This is a genomic window from Nocardioides marinisabuli (genome assembly GCF_013466785.1).
GTDB lineage: Bacteria > Actinomycetota > Actinomycetes > Propionibacteriales > Nocardioidaceae > Nocardioides > Nocardioides marinisabuli.
The window spans coordinates 2,539,634-2,556,713 of the sequence record NZ_CP059163.1 but is presented as its reverse complement, the minus strand read 5'-3'; the positions used below and the strand labels follow the sequence as shown (position 1 = coordinate 2,556,713).

Genomic DNA, 17,080 nt, shown 5'->3' with positions numbered 1-17,080 from the left:
AAACGGGACGATCCGGGTGCCCCGCCAGCAGCAACGGGGCACCCGGACCGGTCAGTGGGTCGAACCTCAGCGGATCTTCTGGGTGTTCGACTTGTTGGTGTTGCCACCGCGCGTGACCTTGGCGATGAACCGCGTCTTGCGGTTCCCGTTGCGGTCAGCGACCTTGAAGGTCAGCTGGCCGTCCTCGGTCACGATGTCCTGGCGGATCTGCTTGAGACGCTTGTTGCCGTCCTTCTTCTTGCCGCGGATCTTGAACAGCTTGATCGTCTCGCCCGCAGCGTTCTCGTCGACCGAGGCCCGCACGACGTCCTTCTTCGAGCCGTTGCTGTCACCAGCGATCACGATCTCGATCGGGTCGCTGGGGTCGCCGTCGTCAAGCTGACCGAAGGTCACGGTGTCGGTCGCACGCGACTCCGGCACCACCTCGTTGTCCAGGTAGCCGAGGGCCGACAGCTTCGCCGTGCCCTCCTGGCTCCCGGAGAAGACGTACGTCGCCGAGCCGTCCTCGCCCGTGGGCGCGGTCTTGTTGGCGTCGCCGTCGCTGTCGTCGCCAGGGCCGGTCCGGAAGAACGAGACGTCGAACTCGATCGGCTCACCGTTCTGATCGGCCGCCTCGTAGGTCATGATGACCGTCTCGCCCACCTCGCGCTGCTCGTCACCGAGCTGGCCCAGCTCGAAGGAGCTGGCTGCGAAGTCGACCTCGTAGAACGAGGTCACCGGCCCATCGCCGGTCACCGTCTCGCTGTCTGCGGTCGTGACCACGTCGGCGTCGTCGTCGGCGTCTGCACCGTCGGCGGCGTACACCGAGGAGTCGGTGGTCCACGACCCGCTGGGGGTCGCCTCGGAGGCCTCGTCGGACGACAGGTAGAGCTCGGGCGCGTCGCTGAACCCGGGCTGCACAGAGTCGATCTCGTTGCCGGCACCGTTGACGACGTCGCCGCCGTCCGCGGAGACTGCCACGTCCTCGCCGCCCACCGGGTTGCCGAACTGGTCGGTCACCTTGACGTCGTAGGCGACGTCGTCGGTGACCGGCGCCTTCGGCAGCACGCCCGACTCCTGGTAGGACGCACCCGCCATCTCGATGAGGACCTCCCCGCCGTTGAGCGGGTCGGCGGTGCTCCACGAGACGGACTCGGTGTCCGTGGCGTCTCCCACGGCTGCCGCGAGCTGGTCGGCGGCCTTGCCGTTGCCGTCGAACTCCTCGCTGCGCTCGATGCCGACCGCGAACGAGACCTTGCCGTCAGCGTCGGTGACACGGGTGATCTCCTGGCCGCTGTCAGCCAGGTCGCCCGCCTCCTGCCCCGCGGCCCCGTTCTGCGGGCCACTGGTGAAGAAGCTGGCCCCGTCGACGCTGAGGGTCACAGCCACGTTCTCGACGGGGTTGCCGTCCTTGTCGGTGACCAGGGCGGTGCCGTACTGCGGCGCACCGGGGGTGCCCGTGCCGGAGAGGCCCGAGACCTCGACCTCGGCGCCGTCGGGAGCGGTCTCGTTGAAGAACGTGACCGCGACCTCACCGCTGGCACCCGGGTTGTCGCTGTCGCCCGCCGTGTTCGGGTCCTCGTAGTCGTCGGTCTTGGCCTCGACCTTGCCGGTCTCGGTGCTCTGGTCGTCCTGCTCGACGTCGTCGAGGGTGACGCTGAAGCCGCCGTCGTCGCCGGTGCGCACCGAGCGTGTCTTGGCGTCGGCGCCGTTCTCCTGGTCGAAGCCGGCGTCGCCCCCGGTGTAGGTGAGCGTGATCGGACGGCCCGGCAGTCCGGTGCCGTCAGCCAGCACGAGGCGCCCCGCGACCTCGGTCGCGGAGCCGGCGGGGGCGGACTCCTGGTCGTCGGCGAAGACGACCGAGGACTCCCCTGCCTTGACGGTGAGCACTTCCGAGGCCGCGACCGCACCCTGGCCCGTGGCCGGGTCGGCCTCGAGCGAGGCGGTCAGCGTGTAGGTGCCGCCCTCGGCCTGCTCCGGGAACGGGATGCTGGCCGTGCCGGCGACCGCCGCGGTGGTGCCGTCGGGGTCGGTCAGGTCCTTGCTCTTCGGATCGCCGTCGAAGGCGGTGAAGCTCCAGGAGTACTTCACGACCTGAGTGGTGGCGAAGTCCTCGCCCTCCTGGTCCTTGACCTTGACCTGAATGTCGTCGAGGTCGTCGTGCTCGTCGACGTCGAAGGCGTCGCCGTGCACCGAGACCGCCTCGAGGCTGTCGGCGCCTGCGGCGTACTGCCCCACCGTCACGTCCTGGGTCTTCTTGTCGCCCAGCCCCGGCTCGTAGGAGTCGCTGTCGGTGGCGTTGGCGTAGTAGTACGCCTCGGTGCCGCCGTCCTGCTGGGTGGTGACCTTGCCGTCGGCGTCGCTCTGCCCGACGTAGGCGCCGCCCTCACGACGGACCTCGGCACCGGCGACGGGGTCACCGTCGGCGTCGGTCACCGTGATGGTGATGTCGGCCTTGCCGCTGCCCGGCACGTTGGCGCTGGTGGGCTCGGCGCTGACGGCGTCGATCTTCTGCCGGTTCACCGCGAAGGACTCGGCGTCGTCGGTGGCCCCGGTCGCCTTGACCAGCAGCTCGTCGGTGCCGCCGCTGGCGTAGTCGTAGTCGGTGATGTCGAGGACACCGCGCCAGGTGCCTGTGGCGGCCCCCTTGGCCGTGGTGCTGGTCGTGGCGTCGCTGCTGCCGTGCCACGCCTTCGCGCTGGGGTCGTAGAAGTCCAGCGCCGGGGTGGCGCCGGGCGCCGAGGAGGTGCCGGTGAGCACTCCGAACTGCCCCTTGGCGGCGTCGTTGGTGTACGGCGCCTGGAAGACGTCGAGCGCGTCACCCTCGTCGACGTTGACGGTGTCGAGGTTGTTGTCGACCGCGACGGCTGCGGAGTCGTCGGTGGGCTTGGCGGCCGGTCCGTTGCCGGTGGCGCGCAGCGTCACGTCCGTGGCGCCGGCGATGCTGGAGGGGTTCCACTCGAGGCCGAACGCGCCCTGGTCGTCGCGCTGGGCGGTGCCGATCTCGACCCACGGGCCGGCAGCCCCGATGCGGTAGGCGAACGTCACCGACGTGACGTTCGACCCGCCGAGGGCGGTCAGGCGCATGGTCGTGTTCTGCCCGTCGTTCTTGGCCGAGACGTCCGTCCCGGGCTGCACCAGGTCGACGGCGTCGGCGCCGAGGGTGCTCGCGTGGGTCACTGCTCCTGCCGAGGAGGCGAGCATCGGGAGACCCGCGACGGCCAGGGCCGACACGGCGCCCGAGGCGAGGCCTCGCTTCATGCCGCTGCTGAACATGTGGTTCCTTTCGAGAGATGGACATGCGTCGGCGACGTCGTCGCCGGCGTACGTGCTGGTCCCCGAGGACCGGTGCCGCGCCCCTCGAGGGCGCCGACACCGGGAGACACAAACAGCGCTCCTCACGACGCGTCGGATATGTGTGCCACGCCACGAATTTTGCTTTAATGCGCAACGACCGGGCGCCGGATCGTTGCTCCCCTGCGCCGTTCCCGAGTCACCGAGGAGGCTCCGCGTGCCGTCTGAAGCCCCTGATCCCCAGCACCCGGCGCCCCCTGCTCGCACGCCTCGGCGCCGCTCGGGGCGGCCGGTCGTGATGCCGGTCGATCCCACGCCGATGGCGGCCGGCTCATTCCGCGCATGGCCTCGCGCCTCGTGGCTGCACGTCACCAGCCGCACGGTGCCGGCCGTGCTGCGCACGCGTGCCGAGCTGGCCCGTCGACTGCGCGCTGAGCAGATCACCGCTGACGTGAGCCGCATCAGCCGCTGGGAGTCGGGCAACCACGCGGTGCCCGCACCGGTGACGGCGCTCTACGAGCAGGAGGCGGACCAGCCACGGGCCCGGTTGCTGGCGATCTCGCGACTGATGGCCAGGTCCTCTGGCCACCTCGAGGAACGTGCCGCTCTCGCCGAGGTGCCCGCACCTCCGGCGGCGGAGATCGACGACATCCTCGACCGGGCGGGTCGGGCCGGGGCGCGCGTCAACGGGGCCGAGTGGCTCTCCTGGGCCGTTGCGGTCAGCGCCTTCCACCACTTCTACATGCCGTCGCCGCTGTGGCAGGCGGTCTGCGACCGGTTGGTCTCGGAGCTGGCGCGCACGCGCGGGGTCGCCCACCACCGCCGGCACGAGGCGTGCGTGACTCTGCTCGACCACCCGGTCGCCCAGCCGCACCTCTTGCGCGCAGCCGGGCGCTGGCTGACCCGACGCGACGTGCAGGTCGTGACTCCGGTGCTCTCGCTGCTCGCCGAGGTGGACGGCCCGGGCGCCTCCGACCTGGTGCTCAAGCTCTTGCGGAGCTCGAGCCGACGACTGCGGTCGGGCACGCTCGGCGTGGTCACCACCAAGCTCGCTCGGGGCCATCTCGACCATGCGGCGCAGCACGAGCTGGAGGCGATGTGCGCGCGCCGGCTCGCGCGCACCACCAGCACCAGCGAGGCGCTCTCCACCCTCGACCTCGCCACCCACCTCCCCGCAGCCGCGTTCGACCGGCTGGTCACGGCGATCCGCCACGTCGGGACCCGCGAGACCGTGCTCCGCGCCCGGGAGCAGGCCTCGCTGGTGCCGCTGCAGCTCTCGCGCGGCATCGGGAAGCGCGTTGGCTGGGGTGCCCAGGTCGACACGGCCGGGTCGACCCGCACCACGCCCGAGCCCGACCTGATGCTCGACCGCCTGGTCCAGGAGGCGTTGTTCCACGTGCACGGCTGGCGGCGCTCCCTGGCCGGCCGCACGCTCGGCGCGAGCCCGTACGCCGCTGTGGTCGCCGAACGGGCCCTGAGCCTGACCCAGGACGACAACCCTGTCGTGGGCCTGCGCGCCTGGGCTCTTCTCGGAGCCTTGGGGCACGGCGGTCGCACCGACGAGATGGTCGAGCGCGCTTGCGCCACGACCGTCTCCGAGTCCCAGCGGGAGGCTCTGTACGCCCTGAGCCTGTCGCCGCGCCCACTCACCGCCGCCGAGGCCGACGCACTCGTCGCGCTGGCCGCAGGCACCAGCGATCCCGACGTCCGCTACGGGGTCACGCTGACACTGGGGATGGTCGCGCCGCAACGGCTGGAGGAGGTCGCGGGCCTCGACCGAGCTTCCCAACGAGCGGCCGCGTGGTGGCGGACGACCGGACCCGTGCTGCGCGACGACGACTGCAACGGGTCTGCTGCCTGACCGAGGCCGGCCTTGGGGAGTGGGACGAAGTCGTCCACAGATCTCACACAGCTCTAGCCGTCGAACTCACGTTCGAGTAAAATCGGGGCATGACCTCCGCTCCCCCCGCCACCGACTTCGCCTGTGGCGAGGCCGAGCTGGTCGAGGCGTTGCGGGCCGCGGAGGAGCAGAAGTGCCGACTCGGCGCGCTGCAGGTGGAGCTGACTGCTCGTCTCGACGAGGTCGTACGCCGCCGCCACGCCGCGGCCGGATTGCCCACTGAGCGGCAGGGTGTCGGGGTGGCCTCGCAGGTCGGGCTGGCGAGGCGGGAGTCTCCCAACCGGGGCGCTCGCCACCTCGGGTTGGCGAAGATGCTGGTGGCCGAGATGCCGCACACCCTGGCCGCGATGCGCGCCGGTTGGTGCAGCGAGTGGCGCGCCACCCTCCTGGCCCGCGAGACCGCGTGCCTGTCGCTGCAGGACCGGCGCCGGGTCGATGCGGAGCTGATGGCCGACCCCGAGACCACCGACGGCTGGGGCGACAAGCGGCTGGTCGCCGCGGCCCGGGCCCGCGCCTACGAGGTCGACCCGCACGCCGCGCTGAAGCGCTCCCGAAAGGCCGAGAGCGAGCGGTACGTGTCCCTGCGACCCGCACCCGACACGATGACCTACCTGACCGCGCTGCTCCCGGTCGCCCAAGGCGTCGCTGCCTACGCCGCGCTCACCCGCGCCGCCGACTCCGCCCGTGCGAGTGGCGATGAGCGCTCCCGCGGGCAGGTCATGGCCGACACCCTGGTCACCTCCGTGCTCACCGACCGCCCCGCCGAGCCGGCGCCAGTTCCTGCGGTGCCGGTGGCGGTGAACCTGACGGTCTCCGACGCCACCCTCCTCGGCGGCGGCCACCAGCCCGGTTGGGTCGCCGGCTACGGGCCGGTGCCAGCCGGGTTCGCCCGTGAGCTGGTCGCCACCGCGGTCGAGCAGGCGCAGGCGACGCTGCGCAGGCTCTACACCACCAGCACCGGGGCGCTGGTCGCGATGGACTCCCGGGCACGCGCCTTCCCCGCCGGCCTGGGGCTGTTCATCGACCTGCGCGACCAGTCGTGCCGCACCCCGTGGTGCGACGCCCCGATCCGGCACCACGACCACGTGGTCCCCGACCACGCCGGCGGCCCCACCAGCGCCACCAACGGACAAGGCCTCTGCGAGGCCTGCAACCAGGCCAAGGAAGCCCCCGGCTTCACCGCCACCACCGAGGGCAGCACCGTCGTCACGACCACCCCCACCGGACACCAGGTCCGCTCGAGGGCACCCGACCTCCCACCCGGCGACCCACCAGTCACAGCAGCACCAACGCGACCACGGGTCGACATCCTCCACCCCCGCCTGCAGATCGTCCTCGACGACTACACGCCCGCCGCCTGACCCCGCGCCGAAAAAGTTGAGCCTCGAAGGCAACCGACCGCTCCCCAGCACCGTCTAGGAAGCGTGAGGATCTCGCGACTGCCGACACGGGTGCGGCTCAGTGGCGCCGTGCTGGTGGTCGTCGCGGCCGTGGTGCTGGCGCTGATCGTGGCGACCTGGCCGGCGCAGACCGACGACGGCGAGCGGCCGCAGCGCCCCCGCCGCAGCGAGCGGGCGGTGCCGCCCCCTGCCCCCGCGGAGCGCGAGACCACCGCCGAGCCCGAGCGGGCGACGTACGAGCCGAAGCAGCGCCAGCCACGACCCAACATCGTGCTGATCACCACCGACGACCAGAGCGATGCCGAGCTGCGGTTCATGCCGCGCACCCGGCGGCTGCTGGGGGCCGCGGGCATCGAGTTCACCGACGCCATCAACCCCCACCCGCTGTGCTGCCCGGCCCGCGCGGAGATCCTCACCGGCGAGTACGCCCACAACAACGGTGTGCGCCACAACGACGGCCCCCACGGCGGCTGGTCGGCGTTCGTGGCGGACAACGAGAAGGAGAACCTCGGCCCCTGGCTGCGCCGGGCGGGCTACCGCACCGCGTTCGTGGGCAAGAACCTCAACGAGTACACCTTCGCCGCCCCGCGCCCGCGCGGCTGGGACTTCTTCTCCCCCACCGGCGAACGCACCTACTCCTACTACGGCACCACCTTCTACAACGACGGCCGGCCCCGCGGCTTCGGCGACAAGTACGTCGCCGACATCGTGCGCGACGAGTCGGTCCGCCTGATCAAGGCCTGGGCCGCCGAGCCCGAGCCGTTCTTCCTGTGGGCCTCCCACGTCGGCCCGCACGCGGCGTACGTCGACGGGTGGCGCTCGCCGGTCCCCGCACGGCGCCACGCCGGCCTCTTCGGCGACCTGCAGGTCAGCACCCGCGCCAAGGCCTCCTTCAACGAGGCCGACGTCAGCGACAAGCCGCCCTTCATCAGCAGGCGGGGCAAGCTGTCGCTGGTCAAGCTCACCAAGCAGGTCCGCGACCGGGCCCGGTCGCTGCAGGCCATCGACCAGGCCAACGCGCGCACCATCCGGGCGCTGCGCCGCAGCGGCGAGCTCGACGACACCCTCGTGGTCTTCGTCAGCGACAACGGGTTCCTGCTCGGCGAGCACCGCTACTTCGGCAAGGACGTGCCCTACGACGAGGCGCTCCAGGTGCCGCTGCTGGCCCGCGGCCCCGGCATCGAGCCGGGCACGACCAGCCGCGCCACCGCCAGCATGGTCGACCTCGCCCCCACGTTCCTGGACTACGCGGGAGTGCTCGACGACGTGCGCGCGGCCGGCCACACCGACGGGATCAGCCTGCGCCCCGTCTGGGCCGAGGTCGCCCCCGTCAACGACACCTCGCTCATCCAGGCCGGCACCAGCGACCCCGAGGCGCTGGCCGCCTTCGGCTGGGCCTGGCGCGGGGTCCGCACCGGGCGCTACACCTACACGCGCTGGTGGGACGGCTTCGAGGAGCTCTACGACCGCCGCCGTGACCCCGGCGAGCTGCGCAACGTCGCCGGGCAGGCGTTGTACCGGGGGGTGCGCCGCGAGCTGCGCCGACGCTACGAGCGGCTCGCCGACTGCACCGGCGTGCGCGAGTGCGAGCAGCAGGACTTCGGGGCCGTCCCCTCACCGCGCTGAGCGTGATCCGGGGAAGAAGAACCCGCCTCGTCGCCGGCGTGGCACCCTCTCGCCTCGTGCTCCCTCGACTGCGCCCTGCCGCGGCGCGCGCCCTGACGCCTCTCCTGCTGCTGGCGCTGGCGCTGGCCCTCCTGGTGGGCGGCCTGCCCGCGAGCCGGGCCTCGGACCAGACGACCCGGCCCGGCGAGGACTCCCGGGGCGCGGAGAATCCGGTCGCGGCCGCCGAGCCGCAGCGCCCCAACATCGTGCTGATCACCACCGACGACCAGACCGACGACGAGCTGCGGTTCATGCCGCGCACCCGCCGGCTGCTGCGGCGTCAGGGCCTCGACTTCACCGACGCCATCAGCCCCCACCCGCTGTGCTGCCCCGCCCGCGCGGAGATCCTCACCGGCGAGTACGCCCACAACAACGGGGTGCGCCACAACGACGGCCCCCACGGCGGCTGGTCGGCCTTCATCCGCCGCAACGAGAAGCAGAACATCGGCCCCTGGCTGCAGGACGCCGGCTACCGCACGGCCTTCATCGGCAAGAACCTCAACGGCTACTCCTTCGAGGAGCCCCGCCCCCGCGGCTGGGACTTCTACTCCCCCACCGGCAAGAAGACCTACTCCTACTACGGCACCACCTTCTACAACGACGGCGAGCCCCGCGGCTTCGGCCGCAAGTACGTCGCCGACATCGTGCGCGGGGAGTCGGTGCGGCTGATCAAGCAGTACGCCTCCGAGCCCGAGCCGTTCTTCCTGTGGGCCTCCCACGTGGGCCCGCACACCGCTTTCGTCAAGGGCTGGCGCTCAGCGGTCCCCGCCCGACGCCACGCCGACATGTTCCGCGACCTCCAGGTCAGCAACCGCACCAAGAAGTCCTTCAACGAGGACGACGTCTCCGACAAGCCCGGCGTCGTACGCCGCCGCAAGCGCTTCCCGCTCGACCACCTGACCCGCCACGTGCGCGACCGGGCCCGGTCGCTGCAGGCGATCGACGAGGCCAACGCCCGGATGGTGCGGGCGCTGCGCAGCACCGGCGAGCTCGACAACACCCTGGTCGTCTTCGTCAGCGACAACGGCTACTTGCTAGGCGAGCACCGGATCTTCGGCAAGAACTTCCCCTACGAGGAGGCGCTGCAGGTGCCGTTCCTGGTCCGTGGCCCCGGCATCGAGCCGGGCAGCCGCAGCCGGGCGACGGCCACGCTGGTCGACCTGGCGCCGACCTTCCTCGACCTCGCCGGCGTGCTCGACGACGTGCGCGCGGCCGGGCACACCGACGGGATCAGCCTGCGCCCGGTGTGGCGCAGCGGCGCCCCGGTCAACGACACCTCGCTCATCCAGGCCGGCACCGGCGACCGCCGGCAGCTCGCCGCCTTCGGCTGGGCCTGGCGCGGGGTCCGCACCGGGCGCTACACCTACACGCGCTGGTGGGACGGCTTCGAGGAGCTCTACGACCGGCGCCGGGACCCCGGCCAGCTGCGCAACGTCGCCGGGCAGGCGTCGTACCGAGGAGTGCGGACCGAGCTGCGGCGCCGCTACCAGCGGCTCGCCGACTGCGCCGGCGTACGCCGGTGCGAGCAGCAGGACTTCGGGCCGGAGCCCGCGCCGCGCTGACCCGCTGGGCCGCGGTCGGCCGGGCGGGGCTCAGGCCGGGCGCGGCGCAGCGCCAGCTGCCGCGACTGCGCGACGAGGCGACCGGTGGAGTCCCAGACCTCGCAGTCCTCCTCGAACATCCCGCCGGCCAGGTTGCGGGTGCGGTGCTGCACCTTGAGCCACCCCGGCGCCGGCTTCGCGCGCACGTGGGCGGAGAGCTCGAGCGTCGGCGCCCAGCCCATCACGCCCAGGTCGAAGGTCACCGGCGGCAGCGCGTCGAGCACCAGCAGCAGCGACAGCGGGTCGGGCTCCCGCTCACCCTCCAGCCGGAACCACGCCTGGAAGCGCCCCCGGCCGCTGGGCTGGCCCGTGGTCCAGCCCGCCTGGTCGCGCGGGAAGCGCATGTCGAAGCGCGACATCAGCGGCGCCATCTCCAGCACGTACGACGGCACGTCGGCCCGGCCCACGCACTCCTCGCGCGGCGGCAGGTCGGGCTCGGTCGCGGTGGTGCGCACGTCGCCCTCGAAGCGGTCGAGGTCGGAGTAGGTCGCCAGCACGGTGAGCCGGGTGGCCTCGCCCTGCTTCAGCTCGGCCGCGACCGTCGACATCCGCCCGCCGGCGCGCTTGACCTCGACGTCGACGGTGGCCGGGCCGGCCTCCGCGGCGGAGAGGTAGTAGGCGCTGATCGCGACCGGGTCGGGCTTGTCGGCCAGGTGGGTGCTGATCGCGGTGCCGACCACGGCCAGCTGGTAGCCGCCGTTGAGCCCTCCCCCGACCTTCCAGCCCGGCGCGAGCTGCGCGGCGTACCGGCCCTCACCGGCGGGGGTCACGGTGGTGTCGACGTCGAACTCGGCCTGCTGGGTGGTCATGGGTGGCAAGGTACCGACCCGCCGACGAGGGGGTGTAGCCAGCCGCCGCCCGACGGGCCACGGTGGGACGACCAGCACCCCAGCACCCGAGCACCCGGAGGACGACATGGGCACCCTGCACGGCCGCGACGACCAGCCGCTCCACACCGAGGGCGTGCCCGACGAGGAGGGCCTGTCGCAGGCCGACGTCGCGGAGCGGCTCGACAAGGACCCCGACGAGCAGCTCAACGCCACCGACCCCGACTCCGACGTCGAGCTCCACGCCCCGCAGGAGCGGGTCGACGACAGCGACTGAGCGGCGCTCAGCCGGCGCGCGGCGAGTACATGATGACCGCGACGCCGACGAGGCACAGCGCGGCGCCGGTCAGGTCGAAGCGGTCGGGCCGGAACCCGTCGACGACCATCCCCCAGGCCAGCGAGCCGGCGACGAAGACCCCGCCGTACGCCGCCAGGATGCGCCCGAAGTTCGCGTCGGGCTGGAGCGTGGCCACCAGCCCGTAGAGCCCCAGCGCGACCACGCCGGCGCCGACCCAGAGCAGGCCGCGGTCCTCGCGCACCCCCTGCCAGACCAGCCAGGCGCCGCCGATCTCGGCGAGGGCGGCCAGGGTGAAGAGCAGCAACGAGGTGGCGACGGGCACGGCAGCAGTCTCGCAGGCCCCTCGACAGGGCAGACTCGGCGGCGTGGAGCAGCCAGGCACGACCCCCGGACCAGCACTGCCCGTCCCCGACGGGCTGGTGGAGGCCTTCCGCGCCCACGAGCGCGCCGTCGCCGAGGGTGACACCGCGGCGCTGGCCCGCTTCGTCGCCCCGGGCACCAGCACCCTGGCCGGGGACCCGCGCGGGCTGCTCGTGGGCAGCAGCGCGATCACCGCGTACGCCGTCGCGCCCGGGCCGCGGCGGCTGGTGCAGACCCACGTGCAGGTCACCGACCCCGACCACGCGCTGGTGGTGGCCGTGACCGAGCACGCCTCGGGCGGGCGCGGGCAGCAGACCCAGCTGTGGGCGCGCACCGACGCCGGCTGGATGGTCACCGCCGCGCACACCTCCGAGCCGGCGCCGGCCCTCGACGCCCGCGTGTGGCGAGTGGTCGGCGACCCGCTGGTGCCCGGCACGCCCGGCGGGCCGCTGTCGGGCGAGAGCGTGGCGGTCAAGGACGTCTACGCCGTGGCCGGCCACCCCGTCGGCGGCGGCAACCCGGCGTGGGAGGCGGCCGCCCCGATCGAGCGCGGCGACGCCAAGGCGGTGCTGGGCCTGGTCGAGGCCGGCGCCGACCTGCGCGGCATCGCGCGCACCGACGAGCTGGCCTGGTCGCTCTTCGGCACCAACCCGCACTTCGGCGCCCCGCCCAACCCGCGGGCGCCGTACCGGGTGCCGGGCGGCTCCTCGTCGGGCCCGGCCAGCGCGGTCTCGCTGGGCCACGCCACCATCGGGCTCGGCACCGACACCGGCGGCTCGTCGCGGGTGCCCGCGGCCTACCAGGGCCTGTACGGCGTGCGCACCACGCACGGCGCGATCGGCACCCACGGGGTGCTGGCGCTGGCGCCGAGCTTCGACACCGTCGGCTGGATGACCCGCGACGCCGACCTGCTCGCGCTCGTCGGCGACGTGCTGCTGCCCGACTCCTCCGCCCGTGGCAGCGGCGAGCTGGTGCTGGTGCCCGAGCTGCTCGACCTCGCCGAGCCCGACGTGCGCGAGGCCGTCGAGGGCTGGGTGGCCACCCAGGGGCTGGTGGTGCGCGAGAGCTGGTCGCTCGGCGAGCTGGCCGAGTGGCGGCGCGCCTTCGTCACCCAGCAGTCGTGGGAGGCCTGGACCGTGCGCGGCGCCTGGCTGCGTGACCGCCTCGACGTGCTGGGCCACGAGGCCCGCGCCCGCTTCAGCCACGCCGCCAGCATCGACGAGCGCACCGCCGAGCGCGCCCAGGAGGTCGTGCTGGCCGCCCGCGCCCGGCTGCGCGAGCTGGTCGGCGACCGGGTGCTGGTCACCCCCACCACGCCGTCGGTCGCGCCGCTGCTCGGCAGCGACCTCGCCGCCCTGCGCGAGCCCACGCTCTCGTTGACCTGCCTCGCCCCGCTCGCCGCGATGCCGGCCGTCACCCTGCCGCTGCGCACCGCCGCCGGGCTGCCCTGCGGCGTCAGCCTCACCGCCGCCCCCGGACGCGACCGCGACCTGCTGGCCCTCGCCGCCTCGTTGGCCTGAGCCCGGCTGCATGAGTCCCCGGTCAGCCGGGGACTCCTGCACTTGTCAGGGGTTGCAACACCTGACAAGTGAGGGACTCGCCCACCAAGTACGCCGCTGGCCAGACCTGGGTCGAGCCACCAGCTGACCCCAACCCCTCCCCGACGGCTCGTCGTCCACAGGCCAGCACCCACCCAGGTAGGCCCGCCGGTGCCCGGGGCAGCACCGGGGGCATGGACGAACTGACTCCTCACGACCCGTTGCTCACTCCCCTCCACCTCCGCAAGGACCTCGTCGCGAGCGGCTGGACGGACCGAGCCATCTCCCGCGCCGTCGCGCGCGGCGACCTGGCCAAGGTCCGCTGGGGCGCCTACGTCAGCAGAGCGTCGTACGACGCCCTCGACGAGGCGGGCCGCAACGGGTTGCGGGCTCGTGCGGTGGTGGCCCAGGGCGGGACCGACCTGGTGGTCTCGCACGCCTCGGCGGTGCCGTTCTGGGGTGCACCGGACTGGGGGCTCGACCTCACCGACGTGCACGTGACCAGGCCCGACCGGAAGGCGGGGCGTCGCGAGGCGGGCGTCCAGCAGCACCGCGGCAAGCTGCTGCCCGGGGACACGGCGACCCGCGGCGGGCTGGTCGTCTCGTCGCCGACGCGGCTGGGTCTCGAGATGACCACCACCGGCCGTGCCGAGGCCGCGCTGTGCGTGGTCAACGACCTGCTGCACCGCGGGCTGACCACCCGGGAGGCGCTCGAGACGCGCTACCGGGCCCTCGGAGAGGACATCACCGAGCCGATGGACCACTGGCCAGGCACCTTGACCGCCAACATCGTCCTGCGCCTCTGCGACCCACGGCTGGAGTCGGTGGGCGAGAGCCGGCTGCTCTACCTGTGCTGGGCCAACGGGCTGCCCATGCCGGTGCCGCAGTACGAGGTGCGCGACCGGTGGGGCCGGCTCGTGGCGAGGGTCGACTTCGCCTGGCCGGACCTGGGTGTCTTCATGGAGTTCGACGGCAAGGTGAAGTACACCAAGCTGCTGCGCCCCGGCGAGAGCGTCACCGACGCGGTGCTGCGCGAGAAGAAGCGCGAGCAGGAGGTGTGCGAGGCCACCGGCTGGCGACCGGTCCGGGTGGACTGGCCCGACCTCGAGCGGGGTCCCGCGACCGCCCGACGTATCGGGGCGGTGCTCTCGCCGCCCCCGCTCAGCGCCTGAGCCGTCGTACGGCGGGACCGGGCTGCCGCACTGGTCGGGCGAGTCGCTCGCTTGTCAGGTGTTGCAACCCCTGACAAGTGCAGGAGTCCCCGGTCGGCCGGGGACTCATGCAAGGCGCCCGCTCAGCGGTAGACGTCGGGGTCGGTGTCGCGCAGGTGCTGGAGCAGGTACGCCGCCTGGGCGCGGGCGCCGGCGGCGTTGGGGTGGGCGGGCACGCCGACGGCGGGGTCGTTGACCGAGGGCCCGTAGGTCTCGGCCCAGCGCACCTGGGGTGCCTGGCACAGGTCGTGCCCGGCGCTCTGGCGGTAGGTGTTGACGACCTCGGCGCCGCCGCGCCGCGCGGCCCGGTGCACCATCTTGTTGAGCTGGCGGAACTTGGCGGAGATGTAGGCCATGTCCTCGTCGGTGGCCGGCAGGGTCGGGTAGCAGCCGTGGTCGGGCACCACGTCGAGGTAGTCCATCACCAGGATCCGGGCCCGCGGGGCGCGGCGGTGGATCTGGCGCAGCGCCTTGACGAGCTTGATCTCGGACGCCTTGATCCGCTGGGCCAGCTGGTCCTCGCCACCGGCGGTGTACTTGGCCTTGCAGCCGCCGAGCGGGAGCCCGGGGCCGCTGTCGGAGACAGGGTTCTCGACCGGGATCAGGTTGAGGCAGTCGAGGCCGGCACCGGCGATGCCGGCGTCGTTGCCGCCGATGCCGACGCTGACCAGGTCGGTGGTGCGGGTGAGCCGGTCGAACTGAGGCGGGTTGGTGCCGCCCAGGGGCAGGCCCTCCTGGGGTCGTCGGAAGTGCTTGGTGGTGGCCGAGCCGCAGGAGGCGTCGCGGAAGACCGGCACCGCCAGCGCCTCGGCCACGATCTTGGGGTAGTTCGACTTCGACTGCGCGCAGTCGATCGGGGCGTGGGTGGTGTCGGGCAGGCCGTAGCGGTCGACGAGCACCACGTCGGCTGTCCAGGAGTCGCCGAGCGCGACGTACTCGGTGAACGTCGGCAGCCGCCGCTCGGCCGGCGCGGCAGCGGCGACGCCGGGGTCCGCGCCGGGGGCGGCGAGCAGGGCGCCCACCAACGGGGCGAGCAGGGCCAGCAGGGCGTGGGGACGTGCCGTCATGCCCTGCTCAACGCGCCGGGGTGACGCAGGTCACGCCACGGTCTCGGGGTGGGCCAGGCCCTGGGCGGCGCGGGCGAGGTCGTCGACGACCCCGGCGAGCTGGTCGGAGGTCTCGGTGGCGAGGTCGACGTGCAGCCCCACCAGCGAGGCGTCGACGAGGCGCACGACCCGCCGCGCGCGTCGCGGCGGGGCCCCGCAGCGCACGAAGTAGTCGCGCAGCGCGGCCGCCCACTCGGCGTTGGAGGCCTGCACGTCGCTGCGGTAGGGCTCCTCGCCCAGCAGCCCGGTGGCGGCGGCCTGCACGTAGGAGGTGATCAGGGCCTGCAGCGGCGGGGTGCTGAACGCCTCCCACAGCCCGTGCACCCCGGCCCGGACCGTGCGCCGCGACGGCAGCGCCTCGACCGCGGCCACCGCCCGCTCGTTGACCCGCTGCACGACCGCCGAGACCAGCGCGTCGCGGTTCTCGAAGTGGTAGATCAGCATCCGGTCGCTGGTGCCGATCGCCGCCGCGACCGGGCGCAGCGTCAGCCCGATCAGGCCGTGCTCGAGGACGTGGTCGGTGACCTCGTCGAGCAGCTGTTCGCGTCGGGGCATCCGACAAGTGTAGCGATCGCTACACTGGCGGGGTGCCTGCCCTGCTCCTGACGCTGGCGATCGTGGTCGAGGTGGCCGCGACGGCCAGCCTGCCGCGCACCGACGGGTTCACCCGACCGGGGTGGACCGCCGTGGTGGTCGCCGGCTACGCCGTCGCCCTGTGGCTGCTGTCGCTGGTGGTGCGCACCATGCCGGTCTCGGTGGCGTACGCCGTGTGGGCCGGCCTGGGCACCGCCCTGGTCGCGGTCGTCGGCGTGGTGCTGCTGGGCGAGCCGCTGGGCTGGGTCCGCGCCGTGTCGCTGGGTCTGGTGGTGGTCGGCGTGGTCGGGCTGAACCTCAGCGGTGCCCACTGATCGGCGGGTCCCCGCCCAGGTGCCGGCGCTGGTCGGCGACCACCGCCTCGAGCGCGGGCCGGGCGCTGCGCGCCAGGTAGGGGAAGCTGAGGAACCCGTGCGGCATCAGGTGGAAGTCCTCCACCCGGGCCGGGGTGCCGGAGGCGACCAGCGCCTCGGCGTAGCGCACCCCGCTGTCGTGCAGCGGGTCGAGCCCGGCGACGACCACCACGGCCGGCGGCAGGCCGGCCAGGTCGGGGGCGTGCACCGGCGAGAGCCGCCAGTCGGTCGGGTCGGTCCCCTCGGGCAGGTAGTGGCCGTAGAAGATCTCGAGGTCGTCGTTGCTCAGCACGATGCCGCGGTTGCCGACGTACGACGCGTGCTCGCGCAGCGCCTCGGTGAGGTCGGTCGCGGGGTAGAGCAGCGCCTGGTGCAGCACCGCCGGCCCGGACTCCTCGCGGGCCCGCAGCGCGAGCACCGCGGCGAGGTTGCCGCCGGCGCTGTCGCCCATCAGGCCCAGGCGCTCGGGGTCGGCGCCCAGGACGTGGGCGTGCTCGACGGTCCACAGCAGCGCCTCGTAGCAGTCGTCGAGCGCGGCGGGGAAGCGGTGGGTGGGGGCGAGCCGATAGTCGACGGCCACCACGACGGCGTCGAGGTCGTCGGCGACCGCGCTGCACAGCCAGTCGCCCTGGCGGGCGCTGCCGAGCACGAAGCCGCCGCCGTGCAGGTGCAGCACCACGGGGCGCGGCCCGAGCGCGGGCCGCTGCGGCACGTAGAGCCGCAGCGGCAGCTCGCCGTGGCTGGCGGGGAAGGTGCGGGTGCTGATGCGCACCCCGCCGCGCGGGCGACCCAGGAGCAGGTTGGCCGGGCCCCGGGCGGGGATGGTGGCCCCCTGGACCCGGCGCAACCGCTCCTCGCTCATCCGCGCCACCGACATCGCCGGCGTGGCGCGGAACAGCGCGTCGAGCGCGCGTACCCCCAGGGGCGGCTGCTCGCTCATCGTCGGTGCGGGTG

At 73.4% G+C, this 17,080-nt stretch carries 14 protein-coding genes; 8 read left to right on the top strand and 6 right to left on the bottom strand.

Features of this window, described 5'->3' with window-relative positions; genetic code table 11:
- Positions 1–66 precede the first annotated feature (66 nt).
- Positions 67–3,240, bottom strand: a complete 3,174-nt coding sequence (locus H0S66_RS12220) for an Ig-like domain-containing protein (RefSeq protein WP_179615627.1) — start codon at positions 3,238–3,240, stop codon at positions 67–69.
- Positions 3,241–3,664: 424 nt separating this feature from the next.
- On the opposite strand from H0S66_RS12220, the gene H0S66_RS12215 reads away from it, so the two are divergent.
- The 4 genes from H0S66_RS12215 (at position 3,665) to H0S66_RS12200 (ending at position 9,800) form a co-directional block, all read left to right on the top strand.
- A complete protein-coding gene (locus tag H0S66_RS12215) occupies positions 3,665–5,134 on the top strand; it encodes a hypothetical protein (protein ID WP_179615626.1) in 1,470 nt (489 codons plus the stop codon).
- Between the two features lie 89 nt (positions 5,135–5,223).
- Complete coding sequence (locus tag H0S66_RS12210; protein ID WP_179615625.1) at positions 5,224–6,534, top strand: HNH endonuclease; 1,311 nt, start codon at positions 5,224–5,226, stop codon at positions 6,532–6,534.
- Positions 6,535–6,597: 63 nt separating this feature from the next.
- On the top strand, positions 6,598–8,199 hold the full coding sequence (locus H0S66_RS12205; RefSeq protein WP_179615624.1) for a sulfatase family protein: 1,602 nt from the start codon (positions 6,598–6,600) through the stop codon (positions 8,197–8,199).
- A 56-nt stretch (positions 8,200–8,255) separates the two neighbouring features.
- Positions 8,256–9,800, top strand: coding sequence for a sulfatase family protein (locus H0S66_RS12200; RefSeq protein ID WP_179615623.1), 1,545 nt, complete (start codon positions 8,256–8,258; stop codon positions 9,798–9,800).
- Here H0S66_RS12200 and H0S66_RS12195 read toward each other — a convergent pair.
- Positions 9,722–10,648 carry an acyl-CoA thioesterase gene (locus H0S66_RS12195; protein WP_180923599.1) on the bottom strand — a complete coding sequence of 309 codons (927 nt, stop codon included), beginning with the start codon at positions 10,646–10,648 and terminating at the stop codon, positions 9,722–9,724. The two genes, H0S66_RS12200 and H0S66_RS12195, sit on opposite strands and share 79 nt — an antisense overlap.
- 106 nt (positions 10,649–10,754) lie before the next feature.
- Here H0S66_RS12195 and H0S66_RS12190 point away from each other — a divergent pair, with 106 nt between their 5' ends.
- On the top strand, positions 10,755–10,943 hold the full coding sequence (locus H0S66_RS12190) for a hypothetical protein (protein WP_179615621.1): 189 nt from the start codon (positions 10,755–10,757) through the stop codon (positions 10,941–10,943).
- A gap of 7 nt (positions 10,944–10,950) precedes the next feature.
- On the opposite strand, the gene H0S66_RS12185 is transcribed toward H0S66_RS12190, so the two are convergent.
- Entirely contained in the window at positions 10,951–11,286 is a 336-nt protein-coding gene (locus H0S66_RS12185; protein WP_179615620.1) for a YnfA family protein, read from the bottom strand.
- Positions 11,287–11,329: 43 nt separating this feature from the next.
- Here H0S66_RS12185 and H0S66_RS12180 point away from each other — a divergent pair, with 43 nt between their 5' ends.
- Entirely contained in the window at positions 11,330–12,844 is a 1,515-nt protein-coding gene (locus H0S66_RS12180) for an AtzH-like domain-containing protein (RefSeq protein ID WP_258016885.1), read from the top strand.
- Positions 12,845–13,056: 212 nt separating this feature from the next.
- Positions 13,057–14,034, top strand: coding sequence for a type IV toxin-antitoxin system AbiEi family antitoxin domain-containing protein (locus H0S66_RS12175; RefSeq protein WP_179615619.1), 978 nt, complete (start codon positions 13,057–13,059; stop codon positions 14,032–14,034).
- Positions 14,035–14,156: 122 nt separating this feature from the next.
- On the opposite strand, the gene H0S66_RS12170 is transcribed toward H0S66_RS12175, so the two are convergent.
- Positions 14,157–15,140, bottom strand: coding sequence for an SGNH/GDSL hydrolase family protein (locus tag H0S66_RS12170; RefSeq protein ID WP_179615618.1), 984 nt, complete (start codon positions 15,138–15,140; stop codon positions 14,157–14,159).
- A 30-nt stretch (positions 15,141–15,170) separates the two neighbouring features.
- Positions 15,171–15,734 (bottom strand): TetR/AcrR family transcriptional regulator, encoded by a 564-nt coding sequence (locus H0S66_RS12165; protein WP_179615617.1) that lies wholly within the window; start codon positions 15,732–15,734, stop codon positions 15,171–15,173.
- A gap of 32 nt (positions 15,735–15,766) precedes the next feature.
- On the opposite strand from H0S66_RS12165, the gene H0S66_RS12160 reads away from it, so the two are divergent.
- Entirely contained in the window at positions 15,767–16,087 is a 321-nt protein-coding gene (locus H0S66_RS12160; protein ID WP_179615616.1) for a DMT family transporter, read from the top strand.
- On the opposite strand, the gene H0S66_RS12155 is transcribed toward H0S66_RS12160, so the two are convergent.
- Positions 16,071–17,066, bottom strand: a complete 996-nt coding sequence (locus H0S66_RS12155; RefSeq protein WP_179615615.1) for an alpha/beta hydrolase — start codon at positions 17,064–17,066, stop codon at positions 16,071–16,073. The genes H0S66_RS12160 and H0S66_RS12155 overlap by 17 nt on opposite strands.
- Positions 17,067–17,080 lie beyond the last annotated feature (14 nt).